Genomic DNA, 19,098 nt, shown 5'->3' on the forward strand with positions numbered 1-19,098 from the left:
ACACCTTCCTGTCCTACGCACGGAGCCCGACGGCCGGGGGAGGGCTGAACGTGGGTCAACTCGCGCGGCCGCTCATGAACGGTTCGGCCTCCCGTACAAAATCCCGCAGTCTGGGGTGGTCCATGAGCGTCCTGAGGGGGATGTCGGCCCCCAGCGTCGCATTCAGGCGTGCGATGGTGCGGACGGCAAGCAGGGACTGCCCGCCCAGGGCGAAGAAGTGGCTGTCGGCGTCAGCGGGGCGGCCCAGGATCTCGGCCCACACCTTCGCGACGGCGGCCTCGACCGGCGTAGCGGGCTCGGCTCCCGGCGGGTTGGCGGTTTGGTCGGCGGCATGTCCGGACGCGGCGAGAGCGCGCCGGTCCAGCTTTCCGTTCCGGGTGGCGGGCAGGGCATCGAGGATCACGACCTCGCCGGGAACCATGAACGCGGGTAGGGCCTCGGCGAGGCGTACCCGCAGCTCCTGCGGGTCGAGCCGGGATCCGGGCGCAGGAACGGCGTACGCGGCCAATCGAGCGGAATCTGCCGTTCCGTGGACATGCGCCACCGCGGTGCCCACCCCGTCGCAGGCGCGTAGCGCGGCCTCGACCTCGCCCAGTTCGACACGGAATCCGCGCAGCTTGACCTGGCTGTCGGTACGGCCGAGGAACTCCATGGTGCCGTCGGCCCAGAAGCGGGCCCGGTCGCCCGTGTGGTACATGCGGGCGCCCGGTTCGCCCACGAAGGGGTCGGGCAGGAACTTGCGCGCCGTCAGCGCCGGATCGGCGTGGTATCCCGAGGCGAGGCAGTGGCCGCCGATGTAAAGGTCGCCCGGAACGCCGACCGGGACGGGCCGCAGTTCCCGGTCGAGGATGTAATAGCGTGCGTTGTGGATCGGGCGGCCGTACGGAATGCTGCTCCAGTGCGGATCCACCGCATTGATGCGGTGGAAGTTGGACCAGATCGCCGCCTCCGTGGCGCCTCCCAGAGACACCACTTCCGCTCCGGGGAAGGCGGTTCGTACGGCGTCGGGAAGTGCCACAGGGATCCAGTCGCCGCTGAGGAACACCAGGCGCAGTGCCGCCGAGTGGGGCGGCTCGCGCAGCGCGAGGAGCGGCTCCAGCTGTTGCAGTGCGGCGGGCGCCGAGTCCCAGAACGTGATGGGCTCCTCGTCGAGCACGCTCAACAGGCGCTGGGGGTCGCGCAGCTCGTCCTCGGAGGCGACGCGGACGACGCCGCCGACGGCGAGCAGCCCGAACACGTCGTAGACGGAGAGGTCGAATCCGAAGGCGGTGAGGAACAGCACGCGGTCGTGCGGTCCGACGTCGAAGGTGGTGTTGACCCAGCGGATCAGGTTGACCACGGGGGCGTGGGTCAGCAGTACGCCCTTCGGAGTGCCGGTCGATCCCGAGGTGAAGATGACGTAGGCGAGATCGTCCGGGCTCGCCCGGCGCGGCCTTGGGGCGTCGGCCGGGGCGGGGGCGGTGGCCGGGGCCACGCTCACCCGGTGAGCGGGCGTCTGGGGCGGGGCCGTGGGCTTGGGGGCGCCGGCGGTCCCGCCGATCCACAGGATGTGCCGCAACCGCGTGAGTTCGGCGCACAGTTCGCGCAGGAACTCCACCCGGTCCGGACTGCAGACCACCACCGACGCGCGCAGCGACTCCAAGAGGTGACGGACGCGTCCGGCGGGCAGGGAGTACTCGATTGGGGCGTACGCCGCACCGGACTTCAGCACGCCGAGCAGCGCGACGACGCTGTGCACCGTGCGCTCCAGGTGCAGGGCCACGAAGTCGCCGGGACCGACACCGCGTGCCGCCAGGCCAGCAGCCACCAGGTCGGCCTCGCGGTCCAGTTCGGCATAGGTGAGGCGGTACTCACCCTGAACGACCGCGAGGGCATCCGGGGTCCGGGCGGCCTGGCGTTCGACGAGTTCATGTATGCAGGCGTGGTCGGTGCGATCGGTGGCGGTGTCGTTCCACTCATGCAGGATCTGCCGCAGTTCGGCCGGTGACAGCGGGTCGATCTCGCCCACCGGGGTGTCGGAGGCGGCATCGGCCAGAGAGCTAAGGATCCGCCGGAAATGCCGCAGCATGCGTACGGCGTCCGCCTCGTCGAGCCGGGCCGTGTCGTGGTCGATGCTGAGGGTCGCCCACTCGCCGATGGAAACGGTGGCCTGGAGGAGGAACGCGGTGTCGGTGTCCGTCACTGGCCCGTTGCTCACCCTGATGGCCTTGTCGAACAGCGGCACGTCCTGCGGCAACTCGCCGAGCGAACGTAGCCCCTCCGGGGTGGGGGCGGGCTGGTGCGGATCGGGCAGGGACTCGGCCAGCGTCGTGAGAAACGTGTGTACGGACTGGCGCGGGTCGACCTTGACGCGTACCGGCAGCAAAGGTGCCGCGTGCCCAGGAGCCCCGTCCTTCCCCGCGCCGGCCCCGCCGACGCTGGGCAGCGACGTGCCGAAGACTAGGTCGTCACCGGCGCCGTAGCGGGTGAGCAGCATAGACCAGGCGGCGAGGGCGAGCAGGTTCACATCGACGCCGAGCCGGTCGGCCTGGGCACCAAGCCCGGCGGACTCCGCCTCGGATAGGGCGGCTTCGTGGACAGCGCGGGAACCAGCGTGCGAGGCGGGGTTTTCGACACCGAGAACGGTGGGTTCACCGAATCCGGCGAACCGGCCACGCCAGTGCTTCTCCACTTTCAGTGCGTCTCTTCGCACGTTTCCCCTTCTCTTCCTCGAAAGCCCCACCGCCCTTGCGAGGCGGCGGAATTGTGCCCTCGGACACATGGCACGACAGGCAGGGCCGGGAGAGGACCACGGCGCCGCTGCCGCGGGCCGTGGTCCTTATCGCGGCGGATGCCGGGCGGGTGCCTCTCAGGCTTTGGTGCCGATGGTCAAGCCGTGCTCGTACGGCAGGTCGGTGACGGATTCCACCGAGCTGAATCCGACCTGCTTGAGCCACGCTTCGTAGTCGGTCGCCGGGTAGGCCATGCCCTGGCCGCTGGCCAGCACGTTGAGGTAGAGGGAGAGCCGGGCGGCGAGCAGCCCCCGGGTCTCATCCTCGGTGACGTTGAATCCGTACAGAAAGATCTTGCCGCCGGACGGCAGCGCCTCGTACGCCTTGCCCAGCAGGCGCAGGATCTGCTCCGCGTCGAAGACCTCCAGCACGTGGCTGAAGAGGATGCCGTCCACGTCGCGCGGGAACGGGTCGTCGAAGATGTCGCCCGGGTGCAGCCGGACCTGTCCGTCGGACCCGGACGGCACCGCCTGCTCGGCGATTCGTGTGACGCTGGGCATGTCGAACACGGTGACCCTGATCTCCGGGTGGCGCTTGGCGAGCGCCGCCGCGGTGGTGCCGTCGCCACCGCCCACGTCCAGCAGGTGGCGGAGGCTGCCGATCTCGGCGTTCTCCAGCAAGCCCGGCATCGACTGATGGGTGAAGGCGCCCATCGAGGCATGCAGGATGCCCTCGGTCTCGGGGTCCTTCGCGAGCCGCTGGTAGAGCGTCGGCTCGGCGCCCGGGTAGGAGGCGAGCCCGGTGTTGGTGCCGGTGCGCAGCGCCGACGTCATGTGGGTGAACGCAGGGTAGTAGATTCGCTGCCAGCCGATCAGGATGTGCCGCCAGCTCTCGGGGCCCTCGTCGGCCAGCAGCTCCTCGGCCACCGAGGAGTTGGTGTACCGACCGTCCTCCTTCTCCAGCAGCTCGGTGGCGCACAGCGCCTGGAGCAGGATGCGTAGCTTGTGGGAAGGGATCCCGGTGTACTCCCGCAGCTCCTCGAAAGTCGACTTCGGGTTCTTGGAGAGATACGGGAAAACATCCAGGTCCAAGCCCGTGACGATGGCGTTGAAGAGTGCCGGGCCGTTGATAATGAGTTGGAACCGCTCGTAGACGCGCTTGGTCTCGGGGGAGCTGTCGAAGGACATGGCAAAAGGTCCTTTCACAAAGGATCGGCAGGGTCAGAGAGCGAGGTCGCACAGGAACGCGGCCAGCCGTGCGGCGCCTAGCTCGATCCGCTCAGAGTCGAGATAACTACAGGAGAGACGCAGTTGGTGGGTGCCGCCGCCACCCACGTGGAACTGCGCCATCGGCGTCCAGAGCACGCCGTAGCGAGACGCACTGGTCTCCAGTAGAGCGGCGTCGACAAGGACGGGCAGGGTCATCCGGACGAAGAACCCCCCGGTCGGCCGGTTCCAGTGCAGCCCCGGGGGCAGGTCGGAGCCGAGGTGCTGGTCGAGCGCCTTCAGCAGCAGGGCGAGGTTGCGCCGGTACAGCTCGGCCTTCGGGCGGCCCAGCGCAGCCAGTGAGCCACCGTGCTCCAGCAGCATCCCGCCGACCACGGCCTGGCTGATCGGCGAGGTGTTCACCGTGACCATGGTCTTGAGCTCAGCCAGTTCGTCGGCCAGTCGGCGCGGCCGGCCGTCCGCGCCGCGGACCGGCTGGTCCGCCACCACATAGCCGACACGGGCGCCCGGCAGGCAGATCTTGGCGAAGGTGCCCACCTGAATCACCCGGGTGTTCCGGTCGAGTGCCTTCAACGACGACAGCTCGGCATCCGGCTCCGTGGTGAAGTGGTACGCGGTGTCCTCGATCAGCAGGAAGTCCTCCTGCTCGGCCAGTTCGAGCAGCCGCTGGCGGGCCGCCGGGCCGAGGACCGTCCCGGTGGGGTTGGCGTGGTCGGGAGCGACGTACAGCGCCCGTAACCGGCGGCCCTGCGCCCGGGCCGCCCGGCATGCCTGAGCCAACCGCGCGAAGTCCAGGGAGTCGCCGTCCTCCTCGACGGGAACCAGGTCCACATCTAGCAGGCGCGCGGCGCCGATGACGCCGACGAACGACGGGTCGACCACGGCCAGCACGTCCCGGCCGGGGCGGCAGAGCGCGCGAAGGACCAGCAGCATGGCCTCTTGCGCTCCCACCGTGATCACTACGGCGGATTCGGGGACAGCGATCCGGAGGTCAGTGCGGAGGAACTCGGCCACCAGGTGGTTGATCAGCCCCCGGCTGGGACCATACTCGTAGAGCTGTCGGCGGGCCCGCTGTTCGTCCAGGCCGCAGTCCTGCCGCAGATGGGTGAGGAACCGGTCGACCTGGCGGGACACGTCGAGTTCATCGAGATAGCCGAGGTTGGGTGCGCCGGGGGCGAAGGAGACCGCCTCGGGGTAGCGCGACATGATCTCGTTGAGGAACGTCACAGAGCCGAGCACCGGATCCTGCAACGAGCCGTGCAGCTCGGCGCGGTCCAGGACGAGCGGGGAGCCGGTCATGCCCGCGCTCCGGTGCCCGACCAGCCCCGGTCGACCTTGTCCGTGACATCCGTTCCGTACAGTCGGCGGGCCTGCAGCAGCGCGAACTCGGCCAGGTAGGCGCGGAACTGGGGCTCCGGCTCCTCGGCGAGACCGATCATCCGCCGGTTGGCGACCACAGCGGGGCTGTCCATCGCCAGGGCGGCCGTCTCGACGGCCTCGGTGACCTGCTCCGGGGGGACCACCTCGTCGCAGACCAGCGTGGCCTCCGGGTCGGTCGCGCCGATCCGGTGGCCGCCCAGGATGATCCGGCGGGACATCCGTGCCCCTGTGAGCCGGCCCAGCCGCAGGTTGCCCAGCCCGGGCACGATGCCCTCCTGGGCGGCGGGCAGGCTGAACCACGCGTCGTCGGCCGCGATCACCCAATCGAAGAGCATCAGCAGCTGCATACCGCCGCCGATGGCGAACGAGTCCACCGCCGCGATCCAGGGCTTCTGGATGGTGCGGTCGGGAAAGCGGTCCTCCTCGACGGCAGGTAGCAGCCCCCGCGCGATCTTGTTGAGGCAGCCGACCTCCCTGGCCAGGAGGAAGTCCACGAGGCCGATCCGGCCCGCCTGGAGTTCGCGCAGGTTGATGCCGGCGCTGAAGACCCGCTTGCCCTGGTAGCGGGGGTGGGTCATGACGCCGCCGCGCAGTACACCCACCCGGATCCGCGCGTCCAGCAGCACCAGGTCGATGGCCGTCTCCAGGTCGGCGACCAGCTGTTCGTCCTCGGCATTGAGACAGTGTGTGTTGCGGATCGTCACATGTGCGACGGAACCGCGACGCTCCAGCAGAACGGTGCCGAGGTCGACGGTGTCCTCGGCCTCAAGGGCGGCGAGCAACTTCCGCGCCCGGGCGGTGGGCAGCAGCATCGCGTCGATGAGGTGCGGCCCCGCCACCGCGTCGCGCAGCAGGGCACGGAAGAACACGCCCTGGTCGATCTCGCGGCCGTCCTTGTCGGCCTGGCGGTACCGGCGCTCGGCCTCCAACTCGTCGGGCGTGGGCACTAGGCCGGGGAAACGGAAGGCCGCCGTCTCGGCCAGCTCGGCGATCCGCAGGTGCCGGGTGCGGCCCTCGGTGAGCTGATCGTAGACCTCGCCGGCATGCAGCCCGAGGAAGCGGTCGGCGGACCTGCGACGGGCGGTAAGCACCTGTTCGGCGAGAGCCTGCTGGTCCGGGGACCGGTCGGGCCGGGCCGGCAGGGCGGCGAGTGTTCGTTCGGCGGCCGCGGCGTACCGGGCGAGCGCCGCGGCGTCGGCCGCGAGGTCACCGACCGGATTCGGAACCGGCTCCTGCCACCGGGCGTTCTCGGTCAACATGCCGAGACCCGTCGTAGCTCCCGGTCGCAGGCGGCCAGATGGGCACCGAGGCAGTCCTCATAGCTGCCGGTATGAGCCTCCAGGAGCAGTTGCCGGCGGATCGCCAGCTCCGGCCCCGCGTTCCTGCCGAGCAGCAGGACGGCGGCCTCCACGGCTGCTTCCACATCGGCGTTGGCCTCGTCCACCAGGCCGGTTTCCAGCGCCGCCGACGCGGTCAGCTCATGGCCCCACAGCACCAGCTGTCTGGCTCGGGCGGCGCCGATCTGGTTGGTCAGTCGGTACAGCGCCATGCCCGGCCAGAACTGGCCGTCGTTGACCGGAAGCAGCAGCCGCAGGTCCGCGGTGGCGATCCGGTAGTCAGCCACCAGGAGCAGATCAAGGGCGGGCCCGGCGCAGTTGCCCGAGACCACGGCGACGCTGACCGAGCCGAGCCGCTCGATCCGGCGCACCGCCCGCTCCCAGCGGTTCACCTCCTGTATGCCCGCCCTGGCCGGCCACGAGCGCTCGTCCGGCCGAGCGGTGCCGAGCCGTACCACCAGTACGGCCGGGGATTCCTCGGCGCGGTCGCACGCCTGGTTGACGGCGGCGGTCAGCTCGGCGAGCGGCAGCCTTCCGTCGAGGTCCAGTCGAAGGCCTCGTGGTTCAGCCAGCTTTCTTGGCGATTCGTCGGCGTTCATCCGTCCCACCCTTCCTCGATTGTGTCCTACTGCCGCTGCTCCGGCGTCCGCTACCACCGCAGCAGTGCCGTCTCGATCGTGGAGCCAGGACCCATCGTCATCAGCACCGTGTAGTCGCCCGCGGCCACCACGTCCTCGGCCAGCAGCCGCTCGTAGGAGAAGAGGAAGGAGCCGCTCGACAGATTGCCGTAGTCCCGCAGCACGCCCGTGGTGTGCCGGACGTCGTGCTTGGTCAGGCCGAGGTTGACCCGCACCGAGTCGATCACCTTCTTACCGCCCGAGTGCACCAGCCAGTGCGCGATGTCCGAGCGGCGTAGTCCCGTTCCCACCAGCAGCCGGCCGACCGCCTCCTGGGCGTTCGCGCCGACCACGTACGGCACCTCGGGGTCGAGGAAGAAACTGAACCGCTCATGGTCGTCGTCCCAGTCGAAGCGCATCGCATCCATCGCCTCGGGGATGATCCAGCTGGTGGTCTTCAGCAGTTCGGGCGCATCCGCCGGAGCGGTGTCGTCGGCCAGCAGAGCGACCGCGGCGGCGCCGTCGCCGAACAGGCTGTTCACCACCGAGGTGCGCATGGTCCCGTCGAAGACGTACGCGGCGGAGCATGCCTCGATGCAGACCATCAAAGCCAGCTGCCCCGGGTGCGTCGCGGCCCAGCCGGACACCGCCGTGAGGCCGTTGAGCCCGGCGTTGCAGCCCATACCGACCACGTCGAGCCGGGCGCAGTAGGGGGCTATCCCGAGATCCTTGAGCAGCAGCGCGCTGAACCCCGGCACGATGAACCCGGTCGAGGAGACACAGCACAGGTACCGCACGTCGGAGAGGTCCATGTCGGCCTGCTTGAGGCAGGTCTCAACGGCCTCCCTGCCCATTCGCAGGCCGGTCGACACATGTTTGCGCAGCAGCTCTCCCTGGGTCTCCACCAGGCGAGTGCCGTCCGGACCGACGGGCGGCAGGGTCAGGTAGCGGCGCTCGATCGCACCCCCGCGGAACACCGACTGGATCCGCGGGTCGGTGACACCGAATATGTCGAGCAACTCATCCTGTGTATATGAGTGTTCGGGGAGACCTGTGCCGACGGCGGTGATACGCGGTGTCCGTAACCCCACCACCCGCCCGTCAGTCAAGGTAATCCTCCGGACCGCCTTCGCGGACGGTGTCGAGGGTGAAGCAGTGGAAACCGCCGCCGAACAGCCGCCGGTGCCGGTGGCGCACCGGGACCACGGTGAACTTCTGCTGTTCCAGCGTACGGATCAGCTCGGGGCACGCCTCGTTGACCAGCACCGTGTCCGGCGAGACCGACAGTACGTTGAGGTCGATGAAGGGGCTGGTGAGAACCAGGTCGTCGTCCTCGTACTGCGGGAAGGCGTTCTCTGCGGGCGCGGGAGCGACGACCATGTCCCACTTGCGCAGCGACTCCGGCAGGAAGCCGGCCACCTCCTTGTCGCGCACGAGCAGTGTCCCGGGCCGAAGGGCCAGGACCATGCTGTCGATATGGCTGTCGCTGAGCCTGTGCACCCGGTGGATACGGAACCGACCCTCCAAGTGGCGCTCCAGCCAGTCGACCGCGAGGGCGTGATTGGCCGTGGAGATGTTCGCGATGATGTCCCGGCCCAGCCGCAGACACTGCGCACCATCGAACATCATCTCGAAGCCGACGTCATACGGAGAACTCCCCGGGTCCTCGATCACCTCGGTCGGCCCGCCCACCGTCGCGCTCGCGGCGTAGGACAGATCGAAGGAGGCGTCGGTCATCAAAGGCCGGGGCATCACCGTCCAGCGGGCGCCGCGGCGGAAGTACTCGTTGAAGACCGGTGTGAGGAACTGGGTCTCGAAATACCGAGAGCGGACCATCGGCGGTGTTTCGATGATCTCATCGCCGAGGATCAGTGTGTTGTCCCGCAGGTTCAGCGGCGGTACCACGGAGGCCGAGAAGGCAGGCGTGCGGACCTCGGAGGTCCCGGCGTCCAGCTCCAGGGGGCGCAGCACACTGACGCCGAGTCCCTGCAGAGCATGGACGATACCCTCGATGTCCTCCTGGAGTTCCTCCAGATATCGCTTCTTGATCGGAGAAGGCTCCTGCCGTTCCTCCCCGCTCCGGACGGATAACCGGGGATACGCCCACTCAGAGCGAATCAGATTGTCGTGAAAGAACAGGTCGAATGACAGCTCACGTTCATGCGAGATGTAGTTCGTTGCGGAACCGACGATGATTTCCCTGAGTGGGGACCACTCGTCGTAGCTGTTCAACAGCACGTGTCCAGCTCCATATCCGATAGTTTCTACTGCTGGTTGGCCGAGACGATCTCCGTGATGCCTTTGACGGTGAGGAAGTTGCGCAGCTGCATCTGAGACTCGGGGATCTCAACCTCGAAGTGATCTTCAATGCTGCAGATCAGCGCCACGATTCCCATGGAAGTCAGGCCGTGCGCCGAGAGATCCTCGTCATCCGGGAAGTCCTCCTGGACCGGGATGTACTCGCCGAGCAGAGAAAGTACGTCGGCACGGACCTGAGTGAATTCGGGGCGGACAGAATTCAGGGACATAGCAGACTCCCTAACCGGCTCCAGAGTGCGACGGTGGATGCCTCATGGGACTCTGATGAGCCCTAGGTCGCCGCCCCCGAAGGGATCTGATGGGACATGTTCAACCCCTCGTGGCCGGGGAGGGGCGGACACAGCTTCGCACCGTCAGGCGGCGCCTGTCAGAAGAGTGGAGATCACGAAACTAACTGTGATCACCAAGCTTCGTCAAGCACTTTCCTGTCGGCAACTGCCGCTTGACATAGCGTTACTGACCGAAGCAGGGTTGCGTCATCGATACTCGGTTCGGCTGGTTCGACGCTGATCCGATGCATCGCCGCCACTTCCACCGATCGTCCGCAATCGCCGGTCTGCCTGCGGATTTGATCAGCAACCGCCCGCGGACAAGCGCCCCAGTTGGCTCCCTCGCGCGAGGTTCCCAAGCCTCTGCTCACCTCGGAACGGAGATCGCTGTGACCACCTCGGCAGCCCTGATCCACCAGTTACCGGAGACGTTCACCGAGGCTCGGGCTAGAACCGTGGTCGATCGGCTGATTTACAGCACCGAGGCGATTGAGGAAGTTCGGCTGGAAATCGACGATCTAGCTTTGCACGTGACACTCACCGACGAGCGAGCACGGGCAGAGGTTTCTCGGCTGATCGACGAACTCGCCGCCGAGGTGGCCGGTGCCCGGCTGTCCGCGCAGCGCGTCATACGCCGCCCGGCGGCCGACCGGCCGACCGCCGTCATCGGTGCCGCCGAACCCACCGGCCCGCCCCCCGCGGTCCCGGACCGCGCAGCCGCCCGAACTGTCCTGCGGCGCGCCTACGACCTGCTCTTTCTCGACCTCGGCAGGGCCGCGGGGGCGGTGGAGCGCAGCTATCCACCGGTGATCCGGCGCGAGGAGATGGACCTCTGCCAGTATGTCGAGACCTTTCCCCAGAACGCCTACCTGGTGGCCGAGCTGCCGCATGACAGGCCCCGGCTCGAAGCCGTCCGCGACGGTGCGGCCCTCGTCGACAACAGCCGACTGAGCGAATACATGCTCAACCCGGCCCAGTGCTTCCACACCTACGCCGAGCTGGCCAGAACCCGACTGACGGAGTGCCGTCTCCTCACCATGGCGGGTGACTGCTTCCGGCACGAAGTGCCCTGGCGGGTCGGCGGACACCGGCTGCCCGCCTTCTCCATGCGCGAGATCGTCTTCCTCGGTACGCCCGACCATGTCGAGAAGGCACGCGACACCTTGATGGACCAGGTGTGGCAGCTGTTCCTCGCGCTCGGCTTCGAGGGCCGGCTGGAGACCGCCACCGACCCGTTCTACTTCTCCGAGGATGCCGCGATGCGGCAGTTCCAGCTGCTGGCGGAGGTGAAGTACGAGCTGGTGGTGGAGCTTTCGGGCGGTCAGTCCTACGCCATCGGCTCGTTCAACAACATCCGGGACAGCCTCTGCCGCGAGTTCGGCATAACCCAGCCGAACGGCAACCCCGCGCATTCGGGCTGCGCCGCGTTCGGCCTTGACCGCTGGGTAGAGGCAACGCTCACCTGCTACGGCGAGGATCCCGCGTGCTGGCCACGGCAGTTGCTGCCGTTCTGCCGCTGACACCCCGGCCGCCCGGCCGGACGTCCCGAACAACAAGGGGAGAGAGTGCGAACCAGTCGCTTGGCCGACGCCATGAACCACGCCCAGCATGGCGAACGAGCCCTTCTCAGTTGGGCACACATGAACATGTGGCACCCGATGCGGGCAGCTGGGGAGGTGATGTCCCGCGACGCAGCCGACGTCGCGCCCGTAGCGGCCGGCTTCCCGGCACACGTGGCGCGCGACCGCCGACGCGAGCCGCTCCGGTCACACCGGCCCGTGACCGATGTCGCGGACCGGGCGCGCGAGCGGACCGCCGCGACCGGAGGCCAGGTGTGACTTTCCCCTCATTGCCCCCGACCACCCCCCAGCCTTCGCCCGCCGTTGCGCTGCCGACCGAGCGAAGCTGTCCCTTCTCACCCCCCGATCCGCTGGCCGAGTACCGCGAGCGGGAGCCGATCCGCCGACTGCGGTACCCCGACGGGCACGAGGGCTGGCTGGTGACCAGTCACAAACTGGCCCGGGAGATCCTGGCCGACGGCCGCTTCAGCGCCCGCGCCGAGCTCAAGCACGTACCGGTCGCCCGCCCAGGCGCCGACCCTTTCATCGGCCAACCCGCCTTGCCCGGCTGGTTCGTGGACATGGACCCGCCGGAGCACACCCGCTTCCGCCGTCTGCTGGCCGGACAGTTCACCGTCCGCCGGACCCGCGAACTGCGCCCCCGCATAGAGCGGTTGGTCGAGGAACACCTCGACACGATGGCCGACACCGGCCCTCCGACCGACCTGGTGGAGAACTTCGCGCTGCCGATCCCCTCCCTGGTGATCTGCGAGCTGCTCGGCGTCCCGTATGCCGACCGTGCGGAGTTCCAGCACAACAGCACCGTGCTGTTCAGCCTAGACGTCAGCGCCGAAGAAGGCGCGGCCGCGATGGACGCGCTCACCGCGTTCCTCCAGGATCTGATCCGGCGCAAGCGGACCCGGCCGACCGCCGACCTGCTCAGTCGGCTGGCCCACGAGAGCGATCTGGACGACGTGGAGCTTGCCGGAGTCGGCGTGCTGCTGCTTACCGCCGGGCACGAGACCGTGGCCAGCATGTTCGGACTGGGCAGCTACGCGCTCATGAGCAACCCGGAGCAGGCCGCGCTGCTGACCGACCCGGCCACCGTCGACCGCGCGGTGGAAGAACTCCTGCGCTATCTGACGATCTTCCACTTCGGCGTGCCCCGCACCCCGCTCACCGATGCGGAGATTGGTGGCAGGCTGCTCCGTACCGGCGAGAGCGTCACCATCTCGCTGCCCGCCGCCAACCGCGACCCCGAGCGCTTCGAGGACCCCGACCGCCTGGACCTCACCCGCAACGCGGTCGCTCACCTCGCCTTCGGATACGGCGTGCACCAGTGCATCGGCCAGAATCTGGCCCGGATGGAGCTGCGCGCCGGCTACCCGGCGCTGTTCCGCCGCTTCCCGGGGCTGCGCCTGGCCGTGCCGCCCGAGCAGGTCCGGCTGGGCGGGGCCGGTTTCTACGGCGTGCACCGGCTCCGCGTCACCTGGTAGCCCACCGCGAAGGACCCCCGATGACCCATGCTTCCTCCTTGCGCGTAACCGTCGACACCGAGCGCTGTGTCGGTTCGGGCCAGTGCGCGCTGAACGCCCCCGACGTGTTCGATCAGAGGGACGAGGACGGTGTCGCCGTCGTGCTCCTGGCCGAACCGCCCGTCGACACGCGCACCGCCGTCCGCACTGCGGCAGCACTCTGCCCGGCCTCGGCGATCCGGCTCACCGACCCACTCGATCCCGTTGAGGAACAAGGAATATGACGCGGCTGCTGATCGCAAACGACTTCATCGAGGACCAGGCTGCGGTGGTTGACGCCCGCCAGAAGAAGAACGGCTGGTGGGCGCAGCGCATGGTCTGGTTCGCCCGGGAGGGCGACATCCTCGTCATGACGGTCGCACCCGAGGACGCCTACCTGGATTACGTCACCACGCTCACCCGGACTCCGCGTGATTCCCTGCGGGTGGTCGTCCCGCCGCCCGGCCGTCTCGAAACGAGCGTGCTCACCGAAGACCGGCTGGCCGATCCGGAGTTCCACCGGTCGGTCGGCGAGGCGCTCGGCGGGCGGCAGATCTACGAGATCCTTCCGCTGCACCCCGACACCACCGTGGTCGGTCTTGCCCGGGCCCTCGGCGCCGAGAGCGCGGTGCCCGGCCACGGCTTCATGGGCCAGGGCGGTGGAACTCTCGTCAACAGCAAGGCCGCCTTCCGGGCCATCGCCGGCGGCCTCGGTGTCCCCGTGCCGGCCGGTGCGGTCTGCGCCAACCGCCGGGAGGCCGAGGACGCCATCACGGAGCTGCTTGAGCAGGGCCATCCGGTCATCCTGAAGAACGACCTCCGGGCGGGCGGCCGGGGCAACGAGGTGGTCAGCTCGGTGGAGGGCGTGGCTCCGGTCGGCGCAGAGCGGACCGTCCTGCTGACTGACCGGGCGGCCGTAAGGGAGTACCTGGCTAGGCGGTGGAACTGGTTGACCACGCGAGACCGGACGCCGTTCGTGGTGGAGCGGTACTACCCGGGTAGCCAGGCAGTCTTCGCGGAGTTCCTGGTCACCGAGCAGGGGCCTGAGTTCGCCGGTCAGGGCGAGATGGTCTCGGCGCCGATGGCCAAGGCCGAGATCATCCCGGCCCCCGGCGTCGCCCCGGCGACACTGACCGAGCTGGCAGAAGGGGGGCGCCGGCTCTGCCAGGCCCTGCACGGCTTGGGCTACCGGGGCATGGTGAGCGCGGACGCGATCATCACCCCGGACGGCGAGCTCCACTTCAGCGAGTACAACGGCCGCATCACCGGCTCCACCCACATCTACCAGGTACTCGGCGAGCACATAGTGGGTGAGGACTATGCCCGCACGCGGGTCCTGTACGAGGTGGACGGCTGGGTAGTGCCGTCGTTCCGGGCCGCAGCCGACCGGCTCGCTGAGGCCGGGCTGGCCTACTCCCCGGCCACGCGGACCGGGACCGTCCTGGTCATGGCGTACAACCCGTCCGACAGCACTGTCAGGTACACAGTGGTCGCCGAGACACTCGACCAGGCCCGCAAACAGGCTGACCAGGTGGAGTCGCTGTTCACCGACGCGCCTTCGGTCTGACGCAAGCCGCGCCGCGCCCCTTCAGGGTGCCGGTCGGCGTCACTTCAGCCCCATGCGGGGTCCTCTGCCAGCTTCTCGGCGATCCGCTCGTGGAACGACTTGCGCTCAAGAGCCCGCTCGATGTCGGCGACGACCTGCGAGAGCGGGTAGGGGATTTCGGCCTCCAGGTCGGCGAGGGCGCCCTCGGTGGCACGCCACTCCGCCGACAGGCGGCCGACGACGCTGCGCGCCTTGTCGGTGAGCGTCACCTTCCGGGTGCGCGCGTCGTCGCCTACGACGGTCTCGACCCACCCGGCCGTACGCATCGCGGCGACCTTCTGGCTCAGCGCCGAATGCGTACGGTGGACCGACTCCGCCAGTTCCGCGATGGTCATGGGCCCCCGGGCCTGGAGCCGCAGCAACTCCATGACGAAGCTGGGCTTGAGCCCGTCGATCTGCCGCTCGGAGTAGCTCCGGGCAATGTCGGCGTCCATCGACGCCTGGAGCAGGCGCAGGGGCCGCCAGAGGCTCTGCTCCGTCGGGTCAACTGCGTGAGAATCGGCCATCCGTACATCATATAAGCACTGTCACTTTCGCTGGCCGTCCGTTCCGTGTGCCAGCGGAGGGCAGGAGCCGTTTGGCTGTTCCCGAGATGGCGTACGGGTGTCCGCGCGTGGCAGCGGTCCGATCTCGGCCACCAGACGTCATTGAGCTTCTTCGAGGTGGCCACCGATCGGGTGACGGGCTGCAAGCCGCAACGAGCGAGGCCCCCGGGCTGTTGATCGAGGTGTCTGACGTCTCGACCACGCTGCTCAGGGGGCCTCGTTGGTCATCTATCCTGCCGCGCTCGACCTGCCGCATGCGCTCGTGGAGTGGGTCACCATGCTCATCGTCACCCGTGAGGGCGACCGGCGCTGCAAGCTCCGTCCGTCCCAGCGCGCGATGGTGGCACTGGTGTACCTGCGCGAGCACACCACCCTGGCGAAGATCGCTGCCGGGTTCGGGATCAGCGAGTCCACCGCCCACGCCTACACCAGCGCGGTCATCCGCCTGCTCGCCCAGCGCGCCCCGGGGCTGCTGAAAGCCCTGCGCGAGACCGGCCCCGACTTCGTTCTGCTGGACGGCACCCTCGCCGAGTGCGACCGGGTCGGCGACTCACGCGCGGATTACTCCCACAAGCACCGCCGCCACGGAGTGAACGTGCAGGTCGTCACCGATCCGACCGGCCGACTGCTGTGGCTCTCACCCGCGCTGCCGGGCCGGGCTCACGACCTGACCGCCGCCCGTACCCACCGGATCATCCGCATCTGCGAGCGGCAGGGCGTCCCCCTCCTGGCCGATCTCGCCTACCAGGGCGGCGGCCCCTGGCTCACGACGGGCATCAAACGCAAGCCCCTGCAGGAACTCACCCCCACCGAGAAGACCGTCAACCGGGCCCTGGCCACGGCGCGGGCACCGGTCGAACGCGGCGTCGCCCGCCTGAAGTCCTGGCAGATCTTCCGCAGGGCCCGATGCAGCCCGAACCGAATGTCGTCAATCACCGCAGCCGTCCTCACCCTGGAGCGGCAACGCTGAAGAAGCTCATTGAGCTGGGCCAGAGCGTTGCCGCAGACACCGGATCGCCAGAAGAACGAGCGCGTCGGGAAGATCGGAGTGCTGCGCCTGGCGCCGACGGAGGGTCTCGGCGTCACGGACACCGCGCCTGCGTACGCGGCTGGGAGAAGCCCGGGTGGCGCCGCTGATGTCGTTGTCCCGGTAGCTCGTCCCGCCCGGTCCCGGCGGCGCCTGTGGTGCGTCGCGGGTGTGGATCGTGCTGCTACCGGGCGAATGGCGCGTCCTGGTGGACACCGTCGCCCGCCGACCGTCGACGACGGCTGTTGCCTGCCCTGCTCATCCCAACTGCACCGCTTGGCCCGGTATTTGCCGGAGAACCAGTTATTGAAGCACTGTTATATTAGTGCTGTGATATATTTCGACCTCGCGGCGCCGGTCAGCGTACGGGCGAACAGCGGCCGCACCCCCTGGATGTCGCCCTCGACGTGGACCCGACTCGCCGGCACCGGCCCGCTGACTACTGCCGTCGGGTCACCGCGATGAAGGCGCCCGGCTGGTTCCTCGATACCCGCCCGCTCCGTGGCAACCAGCCGTTCCGTAACATGTGGATCGGCTCCGCGGCTTCACAACTCAGCGGGCAGATCGCCACTGTGGCGGTACTGGCCCAGGTCTGGGAACTGACCGGCAGCCCGGTGGGCACCGGCGCTATCGGCTTCGCCACCGGCCTGCCCATGGTGCTGTTCGGGCTGCTCGGCGGCACACTGGCCGACACCGTCGACCGCCGTGCACTGGTGCGGGCCACCACCGCCGGCCAACTGCTGGCCGCGGCCGGGCTGTGCGTCCAGGCTCTGGTGGACAATAAGAGCGTGGCGCTGCTACTCGCCCTCGTCGCCATAGGAACCTCCTGCAGCGCGCTCGGGGCCCCTGCCCGGCGCACCTTCCCGGTTCGGCTGCTGCCCGCCGAACAGGTCGCGGCCGGTCTCGCACTGACCAACGTCTCCTTCCAGGCGGCCATGCTGGCCGGGCCCGCTATGGCCGGACTGATCATCGCCCGCTGGGACTTCCCCGCCGCCTACGCCGTACAGGCCCTGGCCGTCGCGGTGTCCATGTTCACGGTGCTCCGCCTCCCGGCCATGAAGCCCGAGGGCAGAGCCACCGCGGGCGGCAGGCGTCGGCCGGAGCGCGGCGGCTGGCGGGTCATCCTGCGCCGCCCGACGCTGTGGGGCTCGATGGCCACCGACATGTCCGCGACGCTGCTGGCTATGCCGATCGCGCTCTTCCCGCTGGTCAACGAAGTCCGATTCGGCGGCGACCCACGGACCCTCGGTCTGTTCCTGTCAGCCATCGCGGTCGGCGGTATCGCGGCAGGGCTGCTCTCCGGCACGGTGACACGCTGGCGACGCAGCGGCCTGGTCCAGCTGGTCGCCGCCGCCGCATGGGGTCTGGCGCTGGCGGGATTCGGCCTGGTGGGACATCTGTGGATGGCGCTCGCTTGTCTCGCCGTGGGCGGCGCCGCCGACACCGTGTCGGTGGTCACCCGCAGTGCCTTGGTCCAGCTGGAGACTCCGGACGCCTACCGAGGGCGCGTCTCCTCGGTGGAACACGTCATCGGCGTCGCGGGCCCCGAGCTCGGCAACTTCCGTGGTGGCCTGTTGGCGTCGGCCACCTCTGCCTCCTTCAGCCTGGTCACGGGCGGCCTCTCCGCCGTCCTGGCCATCGCTGTCGTGGCCGTGACCAACGCACCCCTACGCGCCTATCGCACGCCGTCCGCCGTCGAGGAGTCGACCGTCCCTGAAGCTGCCGACGTGACGAAGAAGGCAGGTTGAGCGGCAAGACAACGCTCCCCACCCACGACTGCAGGCTTTCGGCTTCGCGGTCCGTGACACCCGGAAAGCTGCGGGGATGAGCATCGAAGAGCTCGCCGAAGCAGCCGATCTGTCCGCCCGCATGGTCATCGGCATCGAGCACGGCAAACGGAACCCGTCACTGCTGACGATCCTCGCCCTGGCTCAGGGGTTGGGCGTCGCTCCAGGCCGCCTGCTCGAATCCGCGACGCCACGGCGGGAGCCTGGGACATGAGTCCGCGCCGCCTCGCGCTCGTACCCGATCCCTACCCCGGTGAGTCTCTGCTGAGCTGGGGGATGCGCTCGCGCGGCTCAACCAGGTCTCCCGGACCGAGGCGCTGCGCATGGCGGGTCTGATCATCTCCAGCACGGTGTCGGCCGTGTTCGGCTACCGCATCAGCGACGCGGTCGTGCATGCCGTGAGCCAGAGCACCGGGGTGGCGGGGCAGCGGCTGCGGAGCATGACGCTCGCTTACTACGCGGGCAGTGCGCTGGAGCCGCTGCCGCCGGACGACGCGAAGGAGTATGGGGCCTGGGCCGCGTGGCGGTACCGGCAGCGGACGGTGCTGCCCAAGCATTCCAACGCTTGTCCTTCGTGCCTGCGGGAGAACGGTGGCCGCTGGCTCCTGAAATGGCGGCTCATCTGGTCGTTCGCGTGTGGCTTTGTTCACGAGAACCGGTTCTGGCACGACTTCCGTGAAGCGGTCACGGTTAGTGATCAGTGGGTGCTTCGAGTGCTTCGAGGATCTGTCGTACTTCCTGGTGCCACTGATCGGCGTCGGCGCCGTCCACCCAGCCGGTTGCCATTTCTGATCCGTCCTGGAGAACCCGGTCCAGTGCGAGTCTCGCCGACGCGCGAAGGGAGGCGGGCAGTTCGGGCAGGGCTTGGCTGGGGCCGTCGTCGGGGTCGATCACGATGGGGCTGTCCGGGTGGGTGCTGGCGACGAGGGCGCCAGCGGCAATAGCTTCGGCTCCGTCTCCGCCATCGACCCGTTCTCCCGAGTGGATGACTCGCTGGAATGAGCTCTTTCCAACCTGTTCGGCTGGAGGGGCAGTCGGGGTGACAGACAGGTGAAGCCCCTGGTAGATGGGTTTTCGACCAAGAAATCCATCTCCACCAGAGGCTTCGTGTGCTTGTCTACCCGTCGGGCGTCGACGTGTCCAGTTCTGCCCTGCGCTTCCTGTCCGCCAAACTCCGTCAGCGCCGCCAAGAGCTCGGCAC

17 protein-coding genes and 2 pseudogenes are annotated in these 19,098 nt (G+C 68.7%); 9 read left to right on the forward strand and 10 right to left on the reverse strand.

Features of this window, described 5'->3' with window-relative positions; all coding sequences use genetic code 11:
• Positions 1-55 precede the first annotated feature (55 nt).
• The 8 genes from AC2CJA_RS03030 to AC2CJA_RS03065 form a co-directional block, all read right to left on the reverse strand.
• A complete protein-coding gene (locus tag AC2CJA_RS03030) occupies positions 56-2,692 on the reverse strand; it encodes a non-ribosomal peptide synthetase (RefSeq protein ID WP_484601074.1) in 2,637 nt (878 codons plus the stop codon).
• Positions 2,693-2,848: 156 nt separating this feature from the next.
• Positions 2,849-3,898 carry a methyltransferase gene (locus AC2CJA_RS03035; protein ID WP_484601075.1) on the reverse strand — a complete coding sequence of 350 codons (1,050 nt, stop codon included), beginning with the start codon at positions 3,896-3,898 and terminating at the stop codon, positions 2,849-2,851.
• 33 nt (positions 3,899-3,931) lie between these two features.
• Complete coding sequence (locus AC2CJA_RS03040) at positions 3,932-5,236, reverse strand: aminotransferase-like domain-containing protein (protein ID WP_484601076.1); 1,305 nt, start codon at positions 5,234-5,236, stop codon at positions 3,932-3,934.
• Positions 5,233-6,576 carry a (3,5-dihydroxyphenyl)acetyl-CoA 1,2-dioxygenase DpgC gene (gene dpgC / locus AC2CJA_RS03045; RefSeq protein ID WP_484601077.1) on the reverse strand — a complete coding sequence of 448 codons (1,344 nt, stop codon included), beginning with the start codon at positions 6,574-6,576 and terminating at the stop codon, positions 5,233-5,235. The genes AC2CJA_RS03040 and dpgC overlap by 4 nt, the downstream gene beginning before the upstream one ends.
• Entirely contained in the window at positions 6,570-7,253 is a 684-nt protein-coding gene (gene dpgB / locus AC2CJA_RS03050) for an enoyl-CoA-hydratase DpgB (RefSeq protein ID WP_484601078.1), read from the reverse strand. Before dpgB ends, dpgC begins: the two co-directional genes overlap by 7 nt.
• 50 nt (positions 7,254-7,303) lie before the next feature.
• Positions 7,304-8,386, reverse strand: a complete 1,083-nt coding sequence (gene dpgA / locus AC2CJA_RS03055) for a 3,5-dihydroxyphenylacetyl-CoA synthase DpgA (protein WP_484601088.1) — start codon at positions 8,384-8,386, stop codon at positions 7,304-7,306.
• Complete coding sequence (locus AC2CJA_RS03060; protein WP_484601079.1) at positions 8,373-9,509, reverse strand: glycine amidinotransferase; 1,137 nt, start codon at positions 9,507-9,509, stop codon at positions 8,373-8,375. Before AC2CJA_RS03060 ends, dpgA begins: the two co-directional genes overlap by 14 nt.
• 26 nt (positions 9,510-9,535) lie before the next feature.
• Positions 9,536-9,799, reverse strand: coding sequence for a phosphopantetheine-binding protein (locus AC2CJA_RS03065; RefSeq protein WP_484601080.1), 264 nt, complete (start codon positions 9,797-9,799; stop codon positions 9,536-9,538).
• A 449-nt stretch (positions 9,800-10,248) separates the two neighbouring features.
• Between AC2CJA_RS03065 and AC2CJA_RS03070 the strand changes: the two genes are divergently transcribed.
• The 4 genes from AC2CJA_RS03070 to AC2CJA_RS03085 all read left to right on the forward strand — a co-directional run bounded on the left by AC2CJA_RS03070 (position 10,249) and on the right by AC2CJA_RS03085 (position 14,499).
• The gene (locus AC2CJA_RS03070) at positions 10,249-11,379 is read left to right on the forward strand and encodes a class-II aminoacyl-tRNA synthetase family protein (RefSeq protein WP_484601081.1); all 1,131 of its coding nucleotides are present in this window, start codon (positions 10,249-10,251) and stop codon (positions 11,377-11,379) included.
• 329 nt (positions 11,380-11,708) lie between these two features.
• Positions 11,709-12,914, forward strand: coding sequence for a cytochrome P450 (locus tag AC2CJA_RS03075; RefSeq protein WP_484601082.1), 1,206 nt, complete (start codon positions 11,709-11,711; stop codon positions 12,912-12,914).
• A gap of 38 nt (positions 12,915-12,952) precedes the next feature.
• A complete protein-coding gene (locus AC2CJA_RS03080) occupies positions 12,953-13,177 on the forward strand; it encodes a ferredoxin (RefSeq protein ID WP_484601083.1) in 225 nt (74 codons plus the stop codon).
• Positions 13,174-14,499, forward strand: coding sequence for a preATP grasp domain-containing protein (locus AC2CJA_RS03085; protein WP_484601084.1), 1,326 nt, complete (start codon positions 13,174-13,176; stop codon positions 14,497-14,499). Before AC2CJA_RS03080 ends, AC2CJA_RS03085 begins: the two co-directional genes overlap by 4 nt.
• Positions 14,500-14,543: 44 nt before the next feature.
• On the opposite strand, the gene AC2CJA_RS03090 is transcribed toward AC2CJA_RS03085, so the two are convergent.
• Positions 14,544-15,044, reverse strand: a complete 501-nt coding sequence (locus AC2CJA_RS03090; RefSeq protein WP_484601085.1) for a MarR family winged helix-turn-helix transcriptional regulator — start codon at positions 15,042-15,044, stop codon at positions 14,544-14,546.
• A 259-nt stretch (positions 15,045-15,303) separates the two neighbouring features.
• On the opposite strand from AC2CJA_RS03090, the gene AC2CJA_RS03095 reads away from it, so the two are divergent.
• The 4 genes and pseudogenes from AC2CJA_RS03095 to AC2CJA_RS03110 all read left to right on the forward strand — a co-directional run.
• Positions 15,304-16,053: a transposase gene (locus AC2CJA_RS03095; RefSeq protein WP_484601086.1), complete on the forward strand. Its 750-nt coding sequence runs from the start codon at positions 15,304-15,306 to the stop codon at positions 16,051-16,053.
• A gap of 518 nt (positions 16,054-16,571) precedes the next feature.
• Positions 16,572-17,858, forward strand: coding sequence for an MFS transporter (locus tag AC2CJA_RS03100; RefSeq protein WP_484601089.1), 1,287 nt, complete (start codon positions 16,572-16,574; stop codon positions 17,856-17,858).
• Between the two features lie 28 nt (positions 17,859-17,886).
• A complete protein-coding gene (locus AC2CJA_RS03105) occupies positions 17,887-18,111 on the forward strand; it encodes a helix-turn-helix domain-containing protein (protein WP_484601090.1) in 225 nt (74 codons plus the stop codon).
• Positions 18,112-18,166: 55 nt separating this feature from the next.
• Positions 18,167-18,523, forward strand: a pseudogene (locus AC2CJA_RS03110) (TniQ family protein); the annotation flags it as partial.
• A gap of 64 nt (positions 18,524-18,587) precedes the next feature.
• On the opposite strand, the gene AC2CJA_RS03115 reads toward AC2CJA_RS03110, so the two are convergent.
• Positions 18,588-18,965: a DUF4259 domain-containing protein gene (locus AC2CJA_RS03115; protein WP_484601091.1), complete on the reverse strand. Its 378-nt coding sequence runs from the start codon at positions 18,963-18,965 to the stop codon at positions 18,588-18,590.
• Positions 18,966-19,006: 41 nt separating this feature from the next.
• Here AC2CJA_RS03115 and AC2CJA_RS03120 point away from each other — a divergent pair.
• Positions 19,007-19,098, forward strand: a pseudogene (locus AC2CJA_RS03120) (IS5/IS1182 family transposase); the annotation flags it as partial.

Source organism: Streptomyces sp. ATLC9 (genome assembly GCF_057196705.1).